The 15,526-nt window shown below is 56.8% G+C and carries 16 protein-coding genes and 1 pseudogene; 10 read left to right on the top strand and 7 right to left on the bottom strand.

Annotated features, from left to right (window positions below; genetic code table 11):
* Nucleotides 1-174 precede the first annotated feature (174 nt).
* A complete protein-coding gene (locus PU683_RS18610; protein WP_277174001.1) occupies nucleotides 175-1,794 on the top strand; it encodes an isovaleryl-CoA dehydrogenase in 1,620 nt (539 codons plus the stop codon).
* Here the strand turns inward: PU683_RS18610 and PU683_RS18605 are convergent.
* The 3 genes from PU683_RS18605 to bsmA form a co-directional block, all read right to left on the bottom strand.
* Complete coding sequence (locus tag PU683_RS18605) at nucleotides 1,791-3,725, bottom strand: methyl-accepting chemotaxis protein (protein WP_277174000.1); 1,935 nt, start codon at nucleotides 3,723-3,725, stop codon at nucleotides 1,791-1,793. The genes PU683_RS18610 and PU683_RS18605 overlap by 4 nt on opposite strands.
* 169 nt (nucleotides 3,726-3,894) lie before the next feature.
* Complete coding sequence (yjfN, locus tag PU683_RS18600) at nucleotides 3,895-4,185, bottom strand: DUF1471 family protease activator YjfN (RefSeq protein WP_034811924.1); 291 nt, start codon at nucleotides 4,183-4,185, stop codon at nucleotides 3,895-3,897.
* A 122-nt stretch (nucleotides 4,186-4,307) separates the two neighbouring features.
* On the bottom strand, nucleotides 4,308-4,637 hold the full coding sequence (bsmA, locus tag PU683_RS18595) for a biofilm peroxide resistance protein BsmA (RefSeq protein WP_277173999.1): 330 nt from the start codon (nucleotides 4,635-4,637) through the stop codon (nucleotides 4,308-4,310).
* A gap of 187 nt (nucleotides 4,638-4,824) precedes the next feature.
* Here bsmA and yjfP point away from each other — a divergent pair, with 187 nt between their 5' ends.
* Nucleotides 4,825-5,574, top strand: coding sequence for an esterase (yjfP, locus tag PU683_RS18590; RefSeq protein ID WP_277173997.1), 750 nt, complete (start codon nucleotides 4,825-4,827; stop codon nucleotides 5,572-5,574).
* 10 nt (nucleotides 5,575-5,584) lie between these two features.
* On the opposite strand, the pseudogene PU683_RS18585 reads toward yjfP, so the two are convergent.
* A pseudogene (locus PU683_RS18585) lies at nucleotides 5,585-5,770 on the bottom strand (hypothetical protein); the annotation flags it as partial.
* Between the two features lie 266 nt (nucleotides 5,771-6,036).
* Between PU683_RS18585 and rpsF the strand changes: the two are divergent.
* The 5 genes from rpsF to PU683_RS18560 all read left to right on the top strand — a co-directional run bounded on the left by rpsF (nucleotide 6,037) and on the right by PU683_RS18560 (nucleotide 8,613).
* Nucleotides 6,037-6,432 carry a 30S ribosomal protein S6 gene (gene rpsF / locus PU683_RS18580; RefSeq protein ID WP_023478405.1) on the top strand — a complete coding sequence of 132 codons (396 nt, stop codon included), beginning with the start codon at nucleotides 6,037-6,039 and terminating at the stop codon, nucleotides 6,430-6,432.
* A 6-nt stretch (nucleotides 6,433-6,438) separates the two neighbouring features.
* Nucleotides 6,439-6,753 (top strand): primosomal replication protein N, encoded by a 315-nt coding sequence (priB, locus tag PU683_RS18575; RefSeq protein ID WP_023478447.1) that lies wholly within the window; start codon nucleotides 6,439-6,441, stop codon nucleotides 6,751-6,753.
* A gap of 4 nt (nucleotides 6,754-6,757) precedes the next feature.
* A complete protein-coding gene (rpsR, locus tag PU683_RS18570) occupies nucleotides 6,758-6,985 on the top strand; it encodes a 30S ribosomal protein S18 (protein ID WP_005974788.1) in 228 nt (75 codons plus the stop codon).
* 41 nt (nucleotides 6,986-7,026) lie between these two features.
* Nucleotides 7,027-7,476 carry a 50S ribosomal protein L9 gene (gene rplI / locus PU683_RS18565; RefSeq protein WP_042711846.1) on the top strand — a complete coding sequence of 150 codons (450 nt, stop codon included), beginning with the start codon at nucleotides 7,027-7,029 and terminating at the stop codon, nucleotides 7,474-7,476.
* Nucleotides 7,477-7,683: 207 nt separating this feature from the next.
* Nucleotides 7,684-8,613, top strand: coding sequence for a DMT family transporter (locus PU683_RS18560; RefSeq protein WP_277173993.1), 930 nt, complete (start codon nucleotides 7,684-7,686; stop codon nucleotides 8,611-8,613).
* A 21-nt stretch (nucleotides 8,614-8,634) separates the two neighbouring features.
* Here PU683_RS18560 and PU683_RS18555 read toward each other — a convergent pair whose 3' ends face one another.
* Nucleotides 8,635-9,276 (bottom strand): LysM-like peptidoglycan-binding domain-containing protein, encoded by a 642-nt coding sequence (locus PU683_RS18555; RefSeq protein ID WP_277173991.1) that lies wholly within the window; start codon nucleotides 9,274-9,276, stop codon nucleotides 8,635-8,637.
* A 263-nt stretch (nucleotides 9,277-9,539) separates the two neighbouring features.
* Here PU683_RS18555 and bamJ point away from each other — a divergent pair, with 263 nt between their 5' ends.
* Entirely contained in the window at nucleotides 9,540-10,160 is a 621-nt protein-coding gene (bamJ, locus tag PU683_RS18550) for a BamJ family beta-barrel-assembly machinery protein (protein ID WP_277173989.1), read from the top strand.
* Nucleotides 10,161-10,455: 295 nt separating this feature from the next.
* Nucleotides 10,456-11,868, top strand: coding sequence for a D-serine/D-alanine/glycine transporter (gene cycA / locus PU683_RS18545; protein WP_277173987.1), 1,413 nt, complete (start codon nucleotides 10,456-10,458; stop codon nucleotides 11,866-11,868).
* A gap of 58 nt (nucleotides 11,869-11,926) precedes the next feature.
* Here the strand turns inward: cycA and ytfE are convergent, their stop codons facing one another.
* The gene (ytfE, locus tag PU683_RS18540; protein WP_277173985.1) at nucleotides 11,927-12,592 is read right to left on the bottom strand and encodes an iron-sulfur cluster repair protein YtfE; all 666 of its coding nucleotides are present in this window, start codon (nucleotides 12,590-12,592) and stop codon (nucleotides 11,927-11,929) included.
* Between the two features lie 272 nt (nucleotides 12,593-12,864).
* Between ytfE and PU683_RS18535 the strand changes: the two genes are divergently transcribed.
* A complete protein-coding gene (locus PU683_RS18535; protein WP_277173982.1) occupies nucleotides 12,865-14,520 on the top strand; it encodes a methyl-accepting chemotaxis protein in 1,656 nt (551 codons plus the stop codon).
* A 27-nt stretch (nucleotides 14,521-14,547) separates the two neighbouring features.
* Here PU683_RS18535 and PU683_RS18530 read toward each other — a convergent pair whose 3' ends face one another.
* On the bottom strand, nucleotides 14,548-15,513 hold the full coding sequence (locus PU683_RS18530; RefSeq protein WP_277173980.1) for a DMT family transporter: 966 nt from the start codon (nucleotides 15,511-15,513) through the stop codon (nucleotides 14,548-14,550).
* Nucleotides 15,514-15,526: the final 13 nt, after the last annotated feature.

The following is a 15,526-nucleotide window of genomic DNA, read 5'->3' as shown; positions in this document are numbered from 1 at the left end:
GGTGAGAATAAATTATTCATTAGAATATTCGCAGGGAAATATATTATTCCTGAATAATGTGAGCCGTTTCACGATTGATGGTAATGATATTACCGCTGTGTGACTCCCCTCCCATGCAGCGCCAGCTCGGGCTGTCCATACTTAGCGGCGTGGCAATTGAAGGAGGGAGCGAGCATGCGCTGGCAAACGCACACCGTTTTTAACCAACCTATTCCCCTGCACAACAGCAACCTGTTTCTGTCTGACCGTCCTCTCTATGACGCAGTGCTACGCGAGGGCGCGGCGTGGGACGCCGAGCTGCTCGCCAGCATCGGGCAGCAGCTTGGCACGGCGGAATCCCTTGAGCTTGGTCGCCTGGCGAATGTCAATCCGCCGGAACTGCAGCGCTACAGCAGTACCGGCGAGCGGCTGGATGATGTGCGCTTCCATCCGGCCTGGCACCTTTTGATGCAGGGGCTGTGCAGCAACCGCGTGCATAACCTGGCGTGGGAGGAGCAGGCGCGCGCCGGATCGTTTGTCGCGCGCAGCGCCCGCTTCGTGCTACATGCGCAGGTGGAGTCCGGCACCCTTTGCCCCGTCACCATGACCTTTGCCGCCACGCCATTACTGCAGCAGGCACTTCCCGCTGCTTTTGCAGGCTGGCAGCAACCGCTGCTCAGCGATCGCTACGATCCCCATCTGCTGCCGGGCGGGGAGAAGCGCGGTCTGCTCATTGGCATGGGGATGACAGAGAAACAGGGCGGCTCTGATGTGCTGAGCAACACTACGCGGGCGGAGAAGAGCGGCGATCACTACCGGCTGGTGGGACATAAGTGGTTCTTTTCGGTGCCGCAAAGTGATGCGCACCTGGTGCTGGCGCAGACGCCGGGCGGGCTCTCCTGCTTCTTTGTGCCGCGCTTTCTGCCGGATGGTGAGCGTAACGGCGTGCGGCTGGAACGCCTCAAAGAGAAGTTGGGTAACCGCTCGAATGCCAGCAGCGAAGCGGAGTTTGTTGACGCCTGCGGCTGGCTGCTGGGCGAAGAGGGCGACGGCGTACGCCAGATCCTCAAAATGGGCGGGCTGACGCGCTTTGACTGCGCCCTCGGCAGCCATGGCCTGATGCGCCGCGCCTTCTCGGTGGCGCTCTATCATGCCCATCATCGCCAGGCGTTTGGCAAAAACCTTGTCGACCAACCCCTAATGCGTGATGTGCTCAGCCGCATGGCGTTGCAGCTTGAGGGACAAACAGCAATGCTCTTTCGCCTCGCCCGCGCGTGGGATAACCGGGCGGATGCGCAGGAAGCATTATGGGCGCGGCTCTTTACGCCGGTGGCGAAGTTTGCGGTGTGTAAAAGCGGCATGCCGTTCGTCGCCGAAGCGATGGAGGTGTTGGGAGGGATCGGCTACTGCGAAGAGAGCGAGTTGCCGCGGCTCTACCGCGAAGTGCCGGTTAACAGTATCTGGGAAGGATCGGGAAACGTCATGTGCCTGGATGTGCTACGCGTGCTGGCTAAACAGCCGGGTGTGCTGACGTTATTAAGCGAAGAGTTTGCGGCGGTAAAAGGGCGGGATCGCCATTTCGAACGCGCCTGGCGACAGCTTCAGCCCCGGCTGCGTAAGCCGGACGAAGCGCAAGGGCGGGACGTTGCCCGGCAGCTCTGGCTGCTGGGCGTCGGTGCGCAAATGTTGCGGCACGCCTCGCCGCCGATCGCGCAGGCGTGGTGCCAGATGATGCTTGATACCCGCGGCACGTCGCGCCTTGATGAACAGGTGAAAAATGACCTGCTGCTTCGCGCCACGGGCGGAGCCCATTAATCCATTTTTAAGCGGAACAGGCTAACCAGCTCGCTCAGATGCGCCCCTTTCTCACGCAGAATGCGGGCGGTCTCTTCACTCTGGGTCACGCGTCCGGCGTTGATGTGCGTGGCATCGCCAATGTGCGTCATCGCCAGGTTCACCTGATTAATGCCGGCAGATTGCTCATGCGAGGCATGGTTAATCTCATGCACTAACTGGTTAATATTGTTCATGTGATTGATGATCGCCTGCATCGCGATGCGGGTCGCCTCCGACTGGGAGTGGCCTTCGCCCACTTTTTTCAGCGTATCGCCAATCAGCGCGTCAATCTCTTTCACCGCATTGGCGCTGCGTGCCGCCAGGGCACGTACTTCCTGGGCAACCACGGCAAAGCCTTTGCCATGCTCGCCTGCGCGCGCCGCTTCCACCGCCGCGTTAAGCGCAAGGATGTTGGTCTGGAAGGCAATCGACTCAATCACGTGGGTAATATCGGCAATACGCTGTGAGGCGGCGCGAATATCTTCCATCGTCTCCACGGAGTGTTCGACGGTCTGGCCGCCTTTTTTCACCGCGTCGGTGGTTTCATTGACCAGGTGCTGCGTCTGCTCCATATTGGCAGCGTTTTGCTGCACGGTGGCGGCAATCTGCTCCATGCTGGCGGAGGTCTCTTCCACGCTGCTGGCCTGCTTATTAATCTGATCGCTGATCTCGCTGCTGTCTGCAGCCAGCGCATTGGTCCCGAGGTTAATCTCGGCGGCGGATTCACGCACTTGCAGCACAATTTTATGCAGCCCATCGCCAATGCCATTGATCGCGGCGATCAGCTGACCGACCTCATCGTGACGATCAACCGCCAGCGTGGCGCGTAGATCGCCTGCGGCATACTGCTGTGCCAGGTCGATTACGCTGCGCAGCGGACGCGACAGCCAGCGGCGAATAATCACCACAAACAGCGCGGCGAAGAGCAGTGAGACGATAACGCCCGCCAGCAGGAACTGGTTACGCATGGCGTTAACATCATGCAGCAGCGTGGCTTTATCAACTTCACCGACTACCGTCCAGTTCCAGCCGGGCAGCGCAGTGTAGGAGAGCAGCAGCGTGCGGCCATCCGCGCTCTCCTGCGTCAGCGTACCGCTCTCATTGTTCAGCACCGCCTGCAGATCGCTTTCACTCCACTGCGGGCGCTTGCCCTCCTGGTCGCCGTGGAACAGATAGTTGCCGAGGTTTTTACCGGGGTTGCGGTCAATCACGTAGAAATGTCCGCTTTCGCCCAGTTTGCGCCCGAGGATTTTACCGCGCATCACCTGCCAGGAGCGGGTGATATCGACACCGACAAACAGAATGGCGATGGTGTTGCCGCTGGCATCTTTTACCGGCTGGTACTGGGTGATATAGCGCTTGCCGAACAGCAGCGCGAGGCCGCGATAGATTTCCCCTTTCATCACCGGTGCGAACGCCGGGCCGGCGGGATCAAGTTTGGTGCCGATTGCGCGATCGCCATTCTCTTTGCGCAGAGAAGTGGCGACACGCACAAATTCGTTACCGCTGCGCACGAACAAAGTAGCAATCGCGCCGGTACGGTTAAGGAAGTCATCAGGAATGGTGTTGTTGTTGTGCAGCTCAACGTCACCGGCTTTGAGGAGTGGAACGTCGATGCCGTTAATCTCGCGGCGCTGCTGCGGGTCAATGGCAAGCGGCTGCGGCAGGAAACTGCTGAACAATCGGGTGTAGCTTTCAACTTCTTCACTGAGGCTGCTGTTGAACATCTCTACCATGTCGACCACGCCGGTAGACTGGCTGTGCAGATCTTCCATAGCCAGTGTTTCCAGCTGCTGGCTGGCGTTGTTGCTCATCAGAAAGGTAAATAAAAGAAATAGCGTCGCAACGCTTGCGCCAGTCAGCAAAGAGAGCTTTGCACCGAGACTGGCACGACGAAAGAGGGCGCTCATAATATGTCCGTTTTTTTATGTGTGAGCCTCCTTAACGGCAGGGAGCGGACAATATTTAGCGTCGATTTGTAACAATACGTTACACGGTTGTATCACCCGAATAACATAATCTTAAAGAAAGTAGGGGCATAAAAAAACGCCCTGAATTAGGGGTATTTATTAACGACAATCAGGCGTAAAGAATCGCCTGCACCTGCCATGAATCAACCTGCATCGCCTCCTGCATACGGATAATGCGATACCAGGAGGCTCCCTGTTCATCGGCTTTCAGGGCAATGACACGCTCAACATCTTGCTGACTGCCTGCAACGTTATCGACCGAGATGAGGCCAATTTCGTTGAGCCCGGTCACGCGATCGGCGCAGGCGAACTCGGCAGACTGCGCGGTGGTGTTCAGCATACCGGCAGAGAGTAACAGCGAGTTTAAGGCGAGAGATTGTTTCATTGTCGTCAGCTCCATTTTTCGCTACCCCGAGTTGGATCGGGGCTTCCTTACGCACAAGAGAAGTCAGAACCCAATAGTGCACAGAAGAACATCAATGGACGCAAAGCAGTGTAAAAGTCCTTAAAATCAACGCCTCGCTACGATCGATAAAGCAGGGCGCGACCATACCAACGGCCGGGAAATACGCTGTCATCCATCATGATGATGACGTAGTAGTCTGCTTTCGCCGCGGAGGCTTTGGCTTTGAGCGCTGTTTCTACATCCATGGGCGAGCCCATCACCGTGACGTTAACCGCCCCAATCTCCCGCAATCCCTGTGTCTGATTTCGACTGATCTCTTGCGGCGTCTCTTTCGCCGGCGGTGCGGGTTGCGGTTTACCCTCCAGCGCGGTACAGCCGCTGATAAGCAGGGCAAGCAGCAGCGGCAGCAGGGCGCGCATGGGTTTCTTATCTCTACTGATAGCCATAGTGTAGTTCCTGATAGGTTTCACTTTGGGAGTCATCTTCCCGAAGTGTTAGCTTGAGCACTGATTTCGAATGAAAGTGTTTTGAAAGCGTAAGCTGGCTCTCATCACGCGCAATGCTTATGCGGAATCTGGCTTGCGCCAGCGCGCTGCGGGTGGCATACCTGCACTATAGATCACGGAGGGAAAAATGATTGAAATTCAGACAGACCACTTTGCGAGCAATGAAGTGCTGCACGCGTTCCCGGCCGGAAAGGGGCAACAACCGCTCCCCTGTGTCGTGTTCTACCACGGCTTTACCTCATCAAAGCTGGTTTACAGCTATTTCGCCGTCGCGCTGGCGCAGGCGGGTTTTCGCGTGATCATGCCCGACGCGCCCGATCATGGCGCGCGCTTTAGCGGCAATGGCGAACGCCGTTTGCGCCAGTTCTGGCCAATCCTGCAGGGCAACCTTGAAGAGTTCGCCGCGCTGCGTGATGCGCTGCGCCAGCGCAATCTTATTGACGGCAACCGGCTGGCGGTGGGCGGCGCTTCGATGGGCGGCATGACGGCATTGGGCATTATGAGTGGTCACCCGGAGGTGCGCTGCGTCGCCAGCCTGATGGGCTCGGGCTACTTCACCTCTCTTGCCCGCACGCTGTTTCCGCCGCTTGAGGTCACTAACGCTGCGCAGCAGAAAACTTTCGACGCCATTCTCGCGCCGCTGGCAAAATGGGAAGTGACGGACCAGCTGGAGAGGGTGGCCGATCGTCCGCTACTGCTGTGGCATGGCGAAGCGGATGATGTCGTGCCCGCGGCTGAATCCTTCCGATTACAGCAGGCGCTGACCGATACGCAGCGTGACGCTAATCTTACTTTTCTGTGGGAAGCGGGGGTTGCGCATCGCATTACGCCGCAGGCGCTTGAGGCGACGGTCAGCTTTTTTAGCCGTCATCTTTAAGCGGCGGGGCGGCATCCGGGTGCTCAATCAGCACCGGTTCGGCGTCGTCAACATCGGCAAGATTATGATTAATATAGATAACACCTAAGCTCTGCACGTCATCCATATTGCGGGCTTGCGGGCGGGGAGGGGTAATTGCTGCGCTAGCCTGGGCGCTGAGCAGCAGAGTTGCTAATAAAAGTGGCATGAATTTCATGATGTTACGCTCCAGTACGTCTTCGGGAACTATCGTCTGAACATCTCTTCTCCTTGGGTTGTGAGGTGTGCTGTTTAAGTGTAATCCGCCGTGGCGGCTTCTCTTGGCGCTTAGTGCGAATTAATTGTGCAATTCACCTTGAGTTCCTGGGGGGACGCCAGTATTATGACGCGTCAATTTTTCAGCCGACCTTTAACACGTTCCTTGCCTCCCCGGGCCTCGGCTGACCCAGACAGGAGGCTGAATAATCCGTAAGGAGCAATTCGATGCGTCATTACGAAATCGTTTTTATGGTCCATCCTGACCAGAGCGAACAGGTTCCGGGCATGATCGAACGTTACACTGGTGCAATCACTGCAGCAGAAGGTACGATCCACCGTCTGGAAGACTGGGGCCGCCGTCAGCTGGCTTACCCGATCAACAAACTGCACAAAGCACACTACGTTCTGATGAACGTTGAAGCGCCGCAGGAAGCGATCGATGAGCTGGAAACAAACTTCCGCTTCAACGACGCCGTTATCCGTAGCATGGTTATGCGTACTAAGAACGCGGTAACCGAAGCATCTCCGATGGTTAAAGCGAAAGACGAGCGCCGTGAGCGTCGCGATGATTTCGCAAACGAAACCGCAGATGATGCAGATGCTGGGGATTCTGAAGAGTAATTCCTGATGACCAACCGTCTGGTGTTGTCCGGCACCGTGTGCAGGACGCCGCTGCGAAAGGTCAGCCCGTCAGGAATTCCACACTGCCAGTTCGTGCTTGAGCATCGCTCTGTGCAGGAGGAAGCCGGTTTTCACCGGCAGGCGTGGTGCCAAATGCCTGTAATAATCAGCGGGCAGGAGAACCAGGCCATTACTCACAGTATAACGGTCGGTAGCGCAGTAACCGTTCAGGGGTTCATTAGTTGCCACAAGGCAAAGAACGGCCTGAGCAAAATGGTTCTGCATGCCGAGCAGATTGAATTGATAGATTCTGGAGACTAGCCAAATGGCACGTTATTTCCGTCGTCGCAAGTTCTGCCGTTTCACCGCGGAAGGCGTTGTTGAGATTGATTACAAAGATATCGCTACGCTGAAAAACTACATCACCGAAAGCGGTAAGATTGTCCCGAGCCGTATCACCGGTACCCGTGCAAAATATCAGCGTCAGCTGGCTCGCGCTATCAAACGCGCTCGCTACCTGTCCCTGCTGCCGTACACTGATCGTCATCAGTAATCGGTCACGGTCCATTAATACGACTTTGAGAGGATAAGGTAATGCAAGTTATTCTGCTTGATAAAGTAGCAAACCTGGGTAGCCTGGGTGATCAGGTTAACGTTAAAGCGGGCTACGCTCGTAACTTCCTGGTACCGCAGGGTAAAGCTGTTCCGGCTACCAAGAAAAACGTTGAGTATTTCGAAGCACGTCGCGCTGAGCTGGAAGCCAAACTGGCTGACGTTCTGGCGGCTGCTAACGCTCGTGCTGAGCAAATCAATGCACTGGGCACCGTTACCATCGCGTCTAAAGCAGGCGACGAAGGTAAACTGTTCGGTTCCATCGGTACCCGCGATATCGCTGACGCTGTAACTGCAGCTGGCGTTAAAGTGGCTAAGAGCGAAGTTCGTATGCCGAACGGCGTTCTGCGTACCACCGGTGAGCACGAAGTGGACTTCCAGGTTCACAGCGAAGTATTCGCTAAGCTGACTGTAAACGTAGTTGCTGAGTAATTTTTTACTCATCACTGCGCTCTGAGTTGTTCGGGTCTGCAGGCGCTAACGCCTCTGCAACGCGGACGACAATGAGAGACGAAGCGCCGGCCTTGTGCCGGCGTTTTGCTTTTCCGCCCCGCCCACACTTCCCGTCTTTCCCGGTAGCTATTTCCACCGCATTCTCAGATACTAAATTAAAACGCAATTTTATTTTTGAGATGAGCCATGGATTCCCCGCTGCCCACCCCCGTTTTTGCCCGTCGTCATATCGCTTACGCCTGCGCCACGCTCTGCTGTCTGTTATGGGGGAGCTCCTACCCGGCGATCAAAAGCGGCTATGAACTGTTTCATATCGCCACCGATGACATCCCCTCCAAAGTGGTGTTTGCCGGTTACCGCTTTCTCTTTGCCGGTGCCTTACTGCTGCTGTTTGCGCTGGCGCAGCGTAAACCTATCGCCAGGCTCAGCGCTTCGCAGTTTGGTCAGCTGACGCTGCTCGGGCTAACCCAGACCTCGTTACAATACACCTTCTTTTATATTGGCCTTGCCTATACGACTGGTGTGAACGGGTCGATCATGAACGCCACCGGCACCTTTTTCAGCGTGTTACTGGCGCACTTCATCTATCACAATGACAAGCTGAGCTACAACAAAACGCTCGGCTGCGTGCTGGGCTTCGCCGGCGTGATGCTGGTGAACTTCCACAGCGGGCTGGCGGATTTCCGCTTTGTCTGGCAGGGCGACGGCTTTGTCATTCTGGCAGCGTTTATTCTCTCTGCCGCCACGTTGTACGGTAAGCGGATTTCGCAAACGGTCGATCCGACAGTGATGACCGGCTGGCAGCTGGCGATCGGCGGCCTGGCGCTGCTGGCGGGCGGCTATCTTACGGGCGGCACGCTGGCGGTGGAGAGCGCGGCGGCGGTCATGGTGCTCGCATACCTGACGCTGCTCTCTTCGGTTGCGTTTGCCCTCTGGAGTGCGCTACTGAAAGTGAACCGCGTCAGCATGATCGCACCCTTCAACTTTGTCATCCCGGTGGCGGGCTCGGTGCTGTCGGCCATCTTCCTCGGCGAGAATATTCTGGAGTGGAAATACGCTGTCGCGCTGGTGCTGGTCTGTTCGGGGATCGCGTGGGTCAATAAGCGCGCCAGGTGATCGCCACCCGGCGCTGGAGGTTTAGCGGGCGCGGATAAAGCTGCCGTCCGGCTGGCGGGTAAACAGCACCTGCTGACCGCCGGTTTCAATCGTCAGGCCGGTCACTACGCCGTTGGCGTTCTGGCGGATCTTCACCATCTGGCCGCTCTGCAGGTTGCTGAGCGGCTTGCCGTCGCCCTCAACCTTCGCCATGGCATAGACATCCGTCGGCGGCAGATTGTGATCGCGGAAGAGCTGCGCAAGAGTTTTCCCTTCGCCCACCCGATAGGTGCGCCACTGCTGATCGATACCGCTATTGGTGGACAGCGGTGGGCTGTTTTGCTCAGCGGTGGGCTGCTGCTCACTGGAGGGCTGCTGCTCAATCGACTCCTGCTGCTGCATCGACGCTTCCGCGCTGGGCGCATTGAGCTGCGGATCGTTGACCACCTGCGGCGGCGTAACATTAGGCGAAGCGGGGAGGTCGAGCTGCGCATCGCGCGCCTCACTGCTGCGCTGCGGCACGCTCTCATCCGTAGACGGCAGCAGAAAGCCGATAACAACCAGCAGCGCCGCCAGAATCAGGCCGCGGCGGTGAAGGGGCGGGAGCGGGTCCATCAGGCGAAAATTGTCCGGGGCATGCCAGATCTTCGCAAGGGTAGGTTTCAGTTCAAATCGCCCGGGCATGGCTCTCCTCCTGCTCCGCGTCATTTAATATCCTGTCTCGTTGAGTATATACACTTTATCTCCCTGCATTGGCGTTCGCGGCGTTTAAGCGCATGAAAGCCCATACAAAGTACTATTTTGTCACCACAATGCAGGGTTTTGCTAACGTGAACCATTCTTTCCCTTTCGCGCGCTTTTGTCATCTTTCCCGTGACAAAGTTGTGCCCGGCGTAGGGCGGCTGTTATGCTGCGCGCTACTTTAAAAAGCGATGGAAGGAAAACCCATGACCACCCCAACTTTTGACACGATCGAAGCGCAAGCCAGCTACGGCATTGGTTTGCAGGTAGGACAGCAGCTGAGCGAATCCGGGTTAGAGGGGCTGTTACCGGAAGCGCTGGTCGCGGGTATCGCCGATGCGCTGGCGGGCAAACAGCCTGCTGTACCGGTAGACGTTGTTCATCGCGCGCTGCGTGAAATCCACGAACGTGCTGACGCCGTTCGCCGCTCCCGTTTCGAAGAGATGGCGGCAGAAGGCGTGAAATATCTTGATGAAAACCGCGAGCGCGAAGGTGTTAACAGCACCGAATCCGGCCTGCAATTCCGCGTGCTCACCCAGGGTGAAGGCGCTATCCCGGCGCGTACCGACCGCGTACGTGTGCACTACACCGGTAAGCTGATTGACGGCACCGTGTTCGACAGCTCCGTCGCGCGTGGCGAGCCGGCTGAATTCCCGGTTAACGGCGTGATCGCAGGCTGGATCGAAGCCCTGACGCTGATGCCGGTTGGCTCCAAATGGGAACTGACCATTCCGCACAACCTCGCTTACGGCGAGCGCGGCGCTGGCGCGTCCATCCCGCCATTCAGCACGCTGGTGTTTGAAGTGGAACTGCTGGAAATTCTGTAAGCTTCGGCGTAAGACCCTCTCTTTTAACAGAAGAGAGGGTTTTTAACTTCGCGGATCGTCGGTAAACAGAGTTGTTAGCAATATATTATCTTGCAAAGCGCACAATCAGGTGTATTTTTGTGAGCTGTTTCGCATTTGCCAGGTGATATAACACTCACTTTAAACAAATATTTAACATCCAATTTAATTCAGAGTATTCATCCCGCCGATTCTTACCTAATATCGATGCGTCCATTAAGGACGAAGCAGACACGTAAAGGCCAGCAGAGCCCAACAACACAGACAGGAAAACAACATGGTAGATCAAGTTAAAGCCGACGCTGATAATGCGGCTCCGGCTGAGCAGTCGTTACGGCGTAATCTTACAAACCGGCATATTCAGCTGATTGCTATAGGTGGCGCCATTGGTACCGGTTTATTTATGGGTTCCGGTAAAACAATTAGCCTCGCCGGCCCGTCAATCATCTTCGTTTATATGATCATCGGCTTTATGCTGTTTTTCGTTATGCGTGCGATGGGCGAATTACTGCTTTCCAACCTCGAATATAAATCTTTTAGCGACTTCGCCGCCGACCTGCTCGGGCCGTGGGCGGGATATTTTACCGGCTGGACCTACTGGTTCTGTTGGGTCGTCACCGGCATGGCAGATGTGGTCGCCATTACCGCCTATGCACAGTTCTGGTTCCCTGGCCTTGCCGACTGGGTCGCCGCGCTGGCGGTGGTCGTCCTGCTGCTGAGCCTTAACCTCGCCACTGTCAAAATGTTCGGCGAGATGGAGTTCTGGTTCGCGATGATCAAAATCGTCGCTATCGTGGCGCTGATTATCGTCGGCGTGGGTATGGTGCTGATGCATTTCAAATCGCCAACCGGTGTTGAAGCCTCGTTCAGCCATCTGTGGAATGAGGGGGGCTGGTTCCCGAAAGGTATCAGCGGCTTCTTCGCAGGCTTCCAGATTGCGGTGTTTGCCTTTGTGGGTATCGAACTGGTCGGTACGACCGCTGCGGAGACGAAAGATCCGGAGAAATCCCTGCCGCGTGCCATCAACTCGATTCCGGTTCGTATCATCATGTTCTATGTCTTCGCGCTGATCGTGATCATGTCGGTCACACCGTGGAGTTCAGTCGTGCCGGATAAGAGCCCGTTTGTTGAGCTGTTCGTGCTGGTCGGCATTCCGGCGGCGGCGAGCATCATCAACTTTGTGGTGCTGACTTCAGCGGCCTCTTCCGCTAACAGCGGTGTCTTCTCCACTAGCCGTATGCTGTTTGGCCTGGCGCAGGATGGTGTGGCACCGAAAGCGTTCGCCAGGCTCTCTAAACGCGCGGTACCGGCGAAAGGGCTCACCTTCTCCTGCATCTGCCTGCTGGGCGGTGTCGTGATGCTCTATTTCAACCCGAGTGCGATTGCCGCTTTCACGATGATCACCACCGTGTCGGCGATCCTGTTTATGTTCGTCTGGACCATCATTCTCTGCTCCTACCTGGTCTACCGTAAACAGCGCCCGCAGCTGCATGAAAAATCGATCTACAAGATGCCGCTCGGCAAAGTGATGTGCTGGGTGTGCATGGCGTTCTTCCTGTTCGTGCTGGTGCTGCTGACGCTTGAAGCGGATACCCGCCAGGCGCTGATCGTCACGCCGCTGTGGTTCGTGGTGCTGGGTGCCGGCTGGCTCTTTGCCGGCAAGAAGCGCATTGCTAACCGCAAGTCATAAAAAAAGAGCCGCGAGGCGGCTCTAAACTTCCATATCAAGGACGCTCTCGGGCGTCTTTTTATTTTTCGCCTGCGAGGGCACGCGGGAAAAGAGTGTTGTTCTCAAGGCTGATGTGTTCCATCAAATCATCAATCAGCGTGTTGATACCGTTATACATCGCTTTCCAGGTGGTGCAGGCTTCCGGCGGCGGGGTCACATTCTGGGTGGTGTGTTTAATCACCTCCAGCAACTCGCCCGCCTCATCATGTTCGCTCTCCATCACGCTAATCGGCCCCATCGCCTGCGCGCCCATGCCTTGTTTAATCATCGGGAAGAGGATCTGCTCCTCCTTCATCATGTGGCTGGAGAGCTCCTCATGCAGCAGGGTAAGGTATTTGGTTAACCCGCGCGGTACATTCGGTTTATCGGCGTGGACGCGCTCCACTTTGCTGGCTTGCAGAATCAGCTCTGGCAGCTGCTCACGGTGGCGATCGTGATAACGAACAATGATGTGGTCGATGATCTCTGCCAGCGGTGCCGTGCGCCACTCTTTGTCGAGAGGCTGCTCAGCCAGCTTCGCCAGTTCGGCTTCAAGGGTATCGATATCGAGTGCTTTACGCGCCGCCGAGCGGCCCAGCGTTTGCTTACCACCGCAGCAGTAATCCATATCATATTTACGAAACAGGGCAGAGGCGCGGGGGATGGAGAGCGCCAGCTCACCCAGGGATTGATCGCGGAAAGCCATAACGGTGACCTCATTGTGAAGTTTATAAGATGCATTATAAATGCATCTTTATCGCGATCATATACCCCTAACGGAGAACGGTGCAGCCTTATTACTTTCTTGCGTGAAAAACCGTGATACGCATCACAAAAAATCTTTCGAAATTAACACATTGAATACCATTACTTTTTTTGGAAAGTTTTGGATAGGGCAAATTATTGACATTAAACAACTTTTCATCGCTGCCGATAGTCTCTGTTCTGACAATATTCTGTACGCAATAAAGGCCGACGATGTTCAAACGTATCAAAGTTATAACTTTATTAATCATGGTTTTAGTTGTGCTTGGCGCACTTCAGCTGATCTCTGCTGGCGTTTTCATTAGTGCGCTCAACAATGACAAGCACAACTTCAATGTTTCTCAGGTATCGAGCCAGAACGTATCCGAATTTACCGATGCGTGGATCAGCCTCAACCAGGCGCGTGTGACTCTGAACCGCGGCATGCTGCGCTTACAGAGCAGCACCGCCAGCCAGATCAACGGCGGGCAACTCGGTGAGCTGGTGCAGACAGCAACCAATTTACTTAATCAGGCGCAGCAGCATTTCGATATCTACTACAAGCTGCCGGAAACACCGGGCCTCGATGAGAACCTGTCTGGCGATCTGGAAAAGCAGTACCGCATCTACCACGACACGCTGACGGAAATGAACCGCCTGCTGCTGGCCGGTAAGCTGGAAGATATGTTCCGCCAGAATGCGCAGAAAAAACAGGAAGCGATGGAGAAGAGCTATCGCGCCTGGCGCGCCGAGCAGGCCAGGCTTGCCAGCGAAGGCGTGAAGCAGAACGAACATGACTACATCCGTATTCTCTGGATTCTGGCGACCGTAATGGTGGTGGTGCTGGCCGTCATTGCAATGAGTTGGGTTGCAATGCAGCGCGTGCTGCTGAAGCCGCTGCACGAAATTATGGGCCATATCCGCCAGATCGCCACCGGTGATTTGACCCACGCGATCCACGCCGAAGGCTCCAACGAGATGGCGCGTCTGGCGCAGAACGTACAGGAGATGCAGCAGGCGCTGGTGAAAACCGTCAGCGTGGTGCGCGATGGCGCAGACACGATCTATACCGGTGCCGGTGAAATCTCTATCGGTAACAACGATCTCTCCTCGCGTACCGAGCAGCAGGCGGCCTCGCTGGAAGAGACCGCAGCCAGCATGGAGCAGCTGACCGCGACGGTGAAACAGAACGCCGACAACGCCCGTCAGGCTACCCAACTGGCGCTTAACGCCTCCGGTACCGCGAAGAAAGGCGGTGAAGTGGTGGATGGCGTAGTGCGTACAATGGACGAAATCGCCGCCAGCTCCAGCAAAATCGCCCAGATCACCAACGTGATCGACGGTATTGCCTTCCAGACCAACATCCTGGCGCTGAACGCCGCGGTAGAAGCCGCCCGTGCCGGTGAGCAGGGTCGTGGCTTTGCGGTGGTAGCGGGTGAAGTGCGTACGCTGGCACAGCGCAGCGCGCAGGCCGCGAAAGAGATCAAAGGGCTGATTGATGACTCCGGTAACCGCGTAAGCGCCGGTTCGGCGCTGGTTCACGAAGCCGGTGAAACCATGGCTGAGATTGTCAGCGCGGTAACGCGTGTGACGGACATTATGGGCGAAATCTCCTCTGCGTCCGATGAGCAGAGCCGTGGTATCGACCAGGTTGGCCAGGCTGTTGCCGAGATGGATCGCGTGACCCAGCAGAACGCCTCGCTGGTGCAGGAGTCCGCCGCAGCGGCCGCTGCGCTGGAAGAGCAGGCTGCTCGCCTGACCGAAACCGTTGCGGTGTTCAAAGTAAACCGCAGCCGTGACGCTCAGCGTCCTGCGCTGCGCTCGCCGGTAGCGATGGCGAAGACACCGGCCACGGCCAGCGTCAACGAAGCCAACTGGGAAACCTTCTGATTAAAACCCGGCGTAAGCCGGGTTTTTTTATGGCTGCTTAAGCGGCGTGATGTGGGCTTTCTGCGGTTTCGAGGCTACTGCCATCAACACGCCGCTAATCAGCAGGGTAATGCCGAGCAGGGTTAAGAGCGGCGGCAGGCTCTGGCGCAGCAGGAAGGTATAGAGCAGCCCGGCGAGGGTTTCAAAGACGATCAGCGGGCCGACAATCACCGTCGGCAGGCGCTGGCAGGCAATGTTCCAGCACAGCGCGCCCACCCACGAGCAGAGCACCGCAATCATCAACATCAGGCCGATAAAGAGCAGCGGGCGCGGGCCGAAGGGGAGCGCGAAGTCGGGCTGCTGAACGTCAAGCCACAGACATGCCGCAAGGTAGCCCACCAGGGACAACGGCAGCGTCACCAGCGCCTGCGCCGTTGCCCACATCATTGGGTTCTTATCCGGGTTTTCCCGCAGCCAGCGCGCGTTACGCAGCGCATACCACGCCCAGCAGGCCACCGAAACAAAGGCCAGCGCAATCCCTGAACCATACCGGCTCCAGCTAAAATCCGGAATGCCCTCGCGCAGTTCGGCCACATTCACACACCCCAACCCGACGGCGATGGCGAGCAGCGCTGGCAGCAGCCGACCCCAGGCGAGCTTGCCGTCACGCTGGCTATAGAGCAGATTGGCGCACACCGGGATCACCACCGGCAGCGTGGCGATGATCATCGTCGACACCGGGCCGCCGGTGCGCTGGATGGCGCTGGCGAGGCAGACGTAGTAGATCAGATTGCCCATTAAGGTTAGCCACAGCGCGGTCCACCAGTCACCGCGCGTTAACTGGCGCAGACGCGCGCGCCCAAGCCATGCCAGCGGCAGCGCAATCAGCCCCAGCGCCAGGTAGCGCCCCGTCGATTGCAGGGCGGCCGGGTAATCCGGCACGATGAGCGGCCCGACAAAAATCAGCCCCCAAAACAGCCCGGCGAGCAAGGCATACAACACACCACTTACCATCTCTTCACCTCTT

It is taken from the genome of Candidatus Kosakonia sp. 282A-S69, assembly GCF_029433855.1.
Lineage (GTDB): Bacteria > Pseudomonadota > Gammaproteobacteria > Enterobacterales > Enterobacteriaceae > Kosakonia > Kosakonia cowanii_A.
The sequence above is the reverse complement of the archived record's forward strand: the minus strand, read 5'-3'. Positions and strand labels throughout refer to the sequence as shown.

Bases quoted from the DNA above. Each gene is read 5' to 3' on its own strand.
- PU683_RS18610 (WP_277174001.1), top strand. From the start codon at position 175: ATGCGCTGGCAAACGCACACCGTTTTTAACCAACCTATTCCCCTGCAC.
- PU683_RS18605 (WP_277174000.1), bottom strand. From the start codon at position 3,725: ATGAGCGCCCTCTTTCGTCGTGCCAGTCTCGGTGCAAAGCTCTCTTTG.
- yjfN (WP_034811924.1), bottom strand. From the start codon at position 4,185: ATGGAGCTGACGACAATGAAACAATCTCTCGCCTTAAACTCGCTGTTA.
- bsmA (WP_277173999.1), bottom strand. From the start codon at position 4,637: ATGGCTATCAGTAGAGATAAGAAACCCATGCGCGCCCTGCTGCCGCTG.
- yjfP (WP_277173997.1), top strand. From the start codon at position 4,825: ATGATTGAAATTCAGACAGACCACTTTGCGAGCAATGAAGTGCTGCAC.
- rpsF (WP_023478405.1), top strand. From the start codon at position 6,037: ATGCGTCATTACGAAATCGTTTTTATGGTCCATCCTGACCAGAGCGAA.
- priB (WP_023478447.1), top strand. From the start codon at position 6,439: ATGACCAACCGTCTGGTGTTGTCCGGCACCGTGTGCAGGACGCCGCTG.
- rpsR (WP_005974788.1), top strand. From the start codon at position 6,758: ATGGCACGTTATTTCCGTCGTCGCAAGTTCTGCCGTTTCACCGCGGAA.
- rplI (WP_042711846.1), top strand. From the start codon at position 7,027: ATGCAAGTTATTCTGCTTGATAAAGTAGCAAACCTGGGTAGCCTGGGT.
- PU683_RS18560 (WP_277173993.1), top strand. From the start codon at position 7,684: ATGGATTCCCCGCTGCCCACCCCCGTTTTTGCCCGTCGTCATATCGCT.
- PU683_RS18555 (WP_277173991.1), bottom strand. From the start codon at position 9,276: ATGCCCGGGCGATTTGAACTGAAACCTACCCTTGCGAAGATCTGGCAT.
- bamJ (WP_277173989.1), top strand. From the start codon at position 9,540: ATGACCACCCCAACTTTTGACACGATCGAAGCGCAAGCCAGCTACGGC.
- cycA (WP_277173987.1), top strand. From the start codon at position 10,456: ATGGTAGATCAAGTTAAAGCCGACGCTGATAATGCGGCTCCGGCTGAG.
- ytfE (WP_277173985.1), bottom strand. From the start codon at position 12,592: ATGGCTTTCCGCGATCAATCCCTGGGTGAGCTGGCGCTCTCCATCCCC.
- PU683_RS18535 (WP_277173982.1), top strand. From the start codon at position 12,865: ATGTTCAAACGTATCAAAGTTATAACTTTATTAATCATGGTTTTAGTT.
- PU683_RS18530 (WP_277173980.1), bottom strand. From the start codon at position 15,513: ATGGTAAGTGGTGTGTTGTATGCCTTGCTCGCCGGGCTGTTTTGGGGG.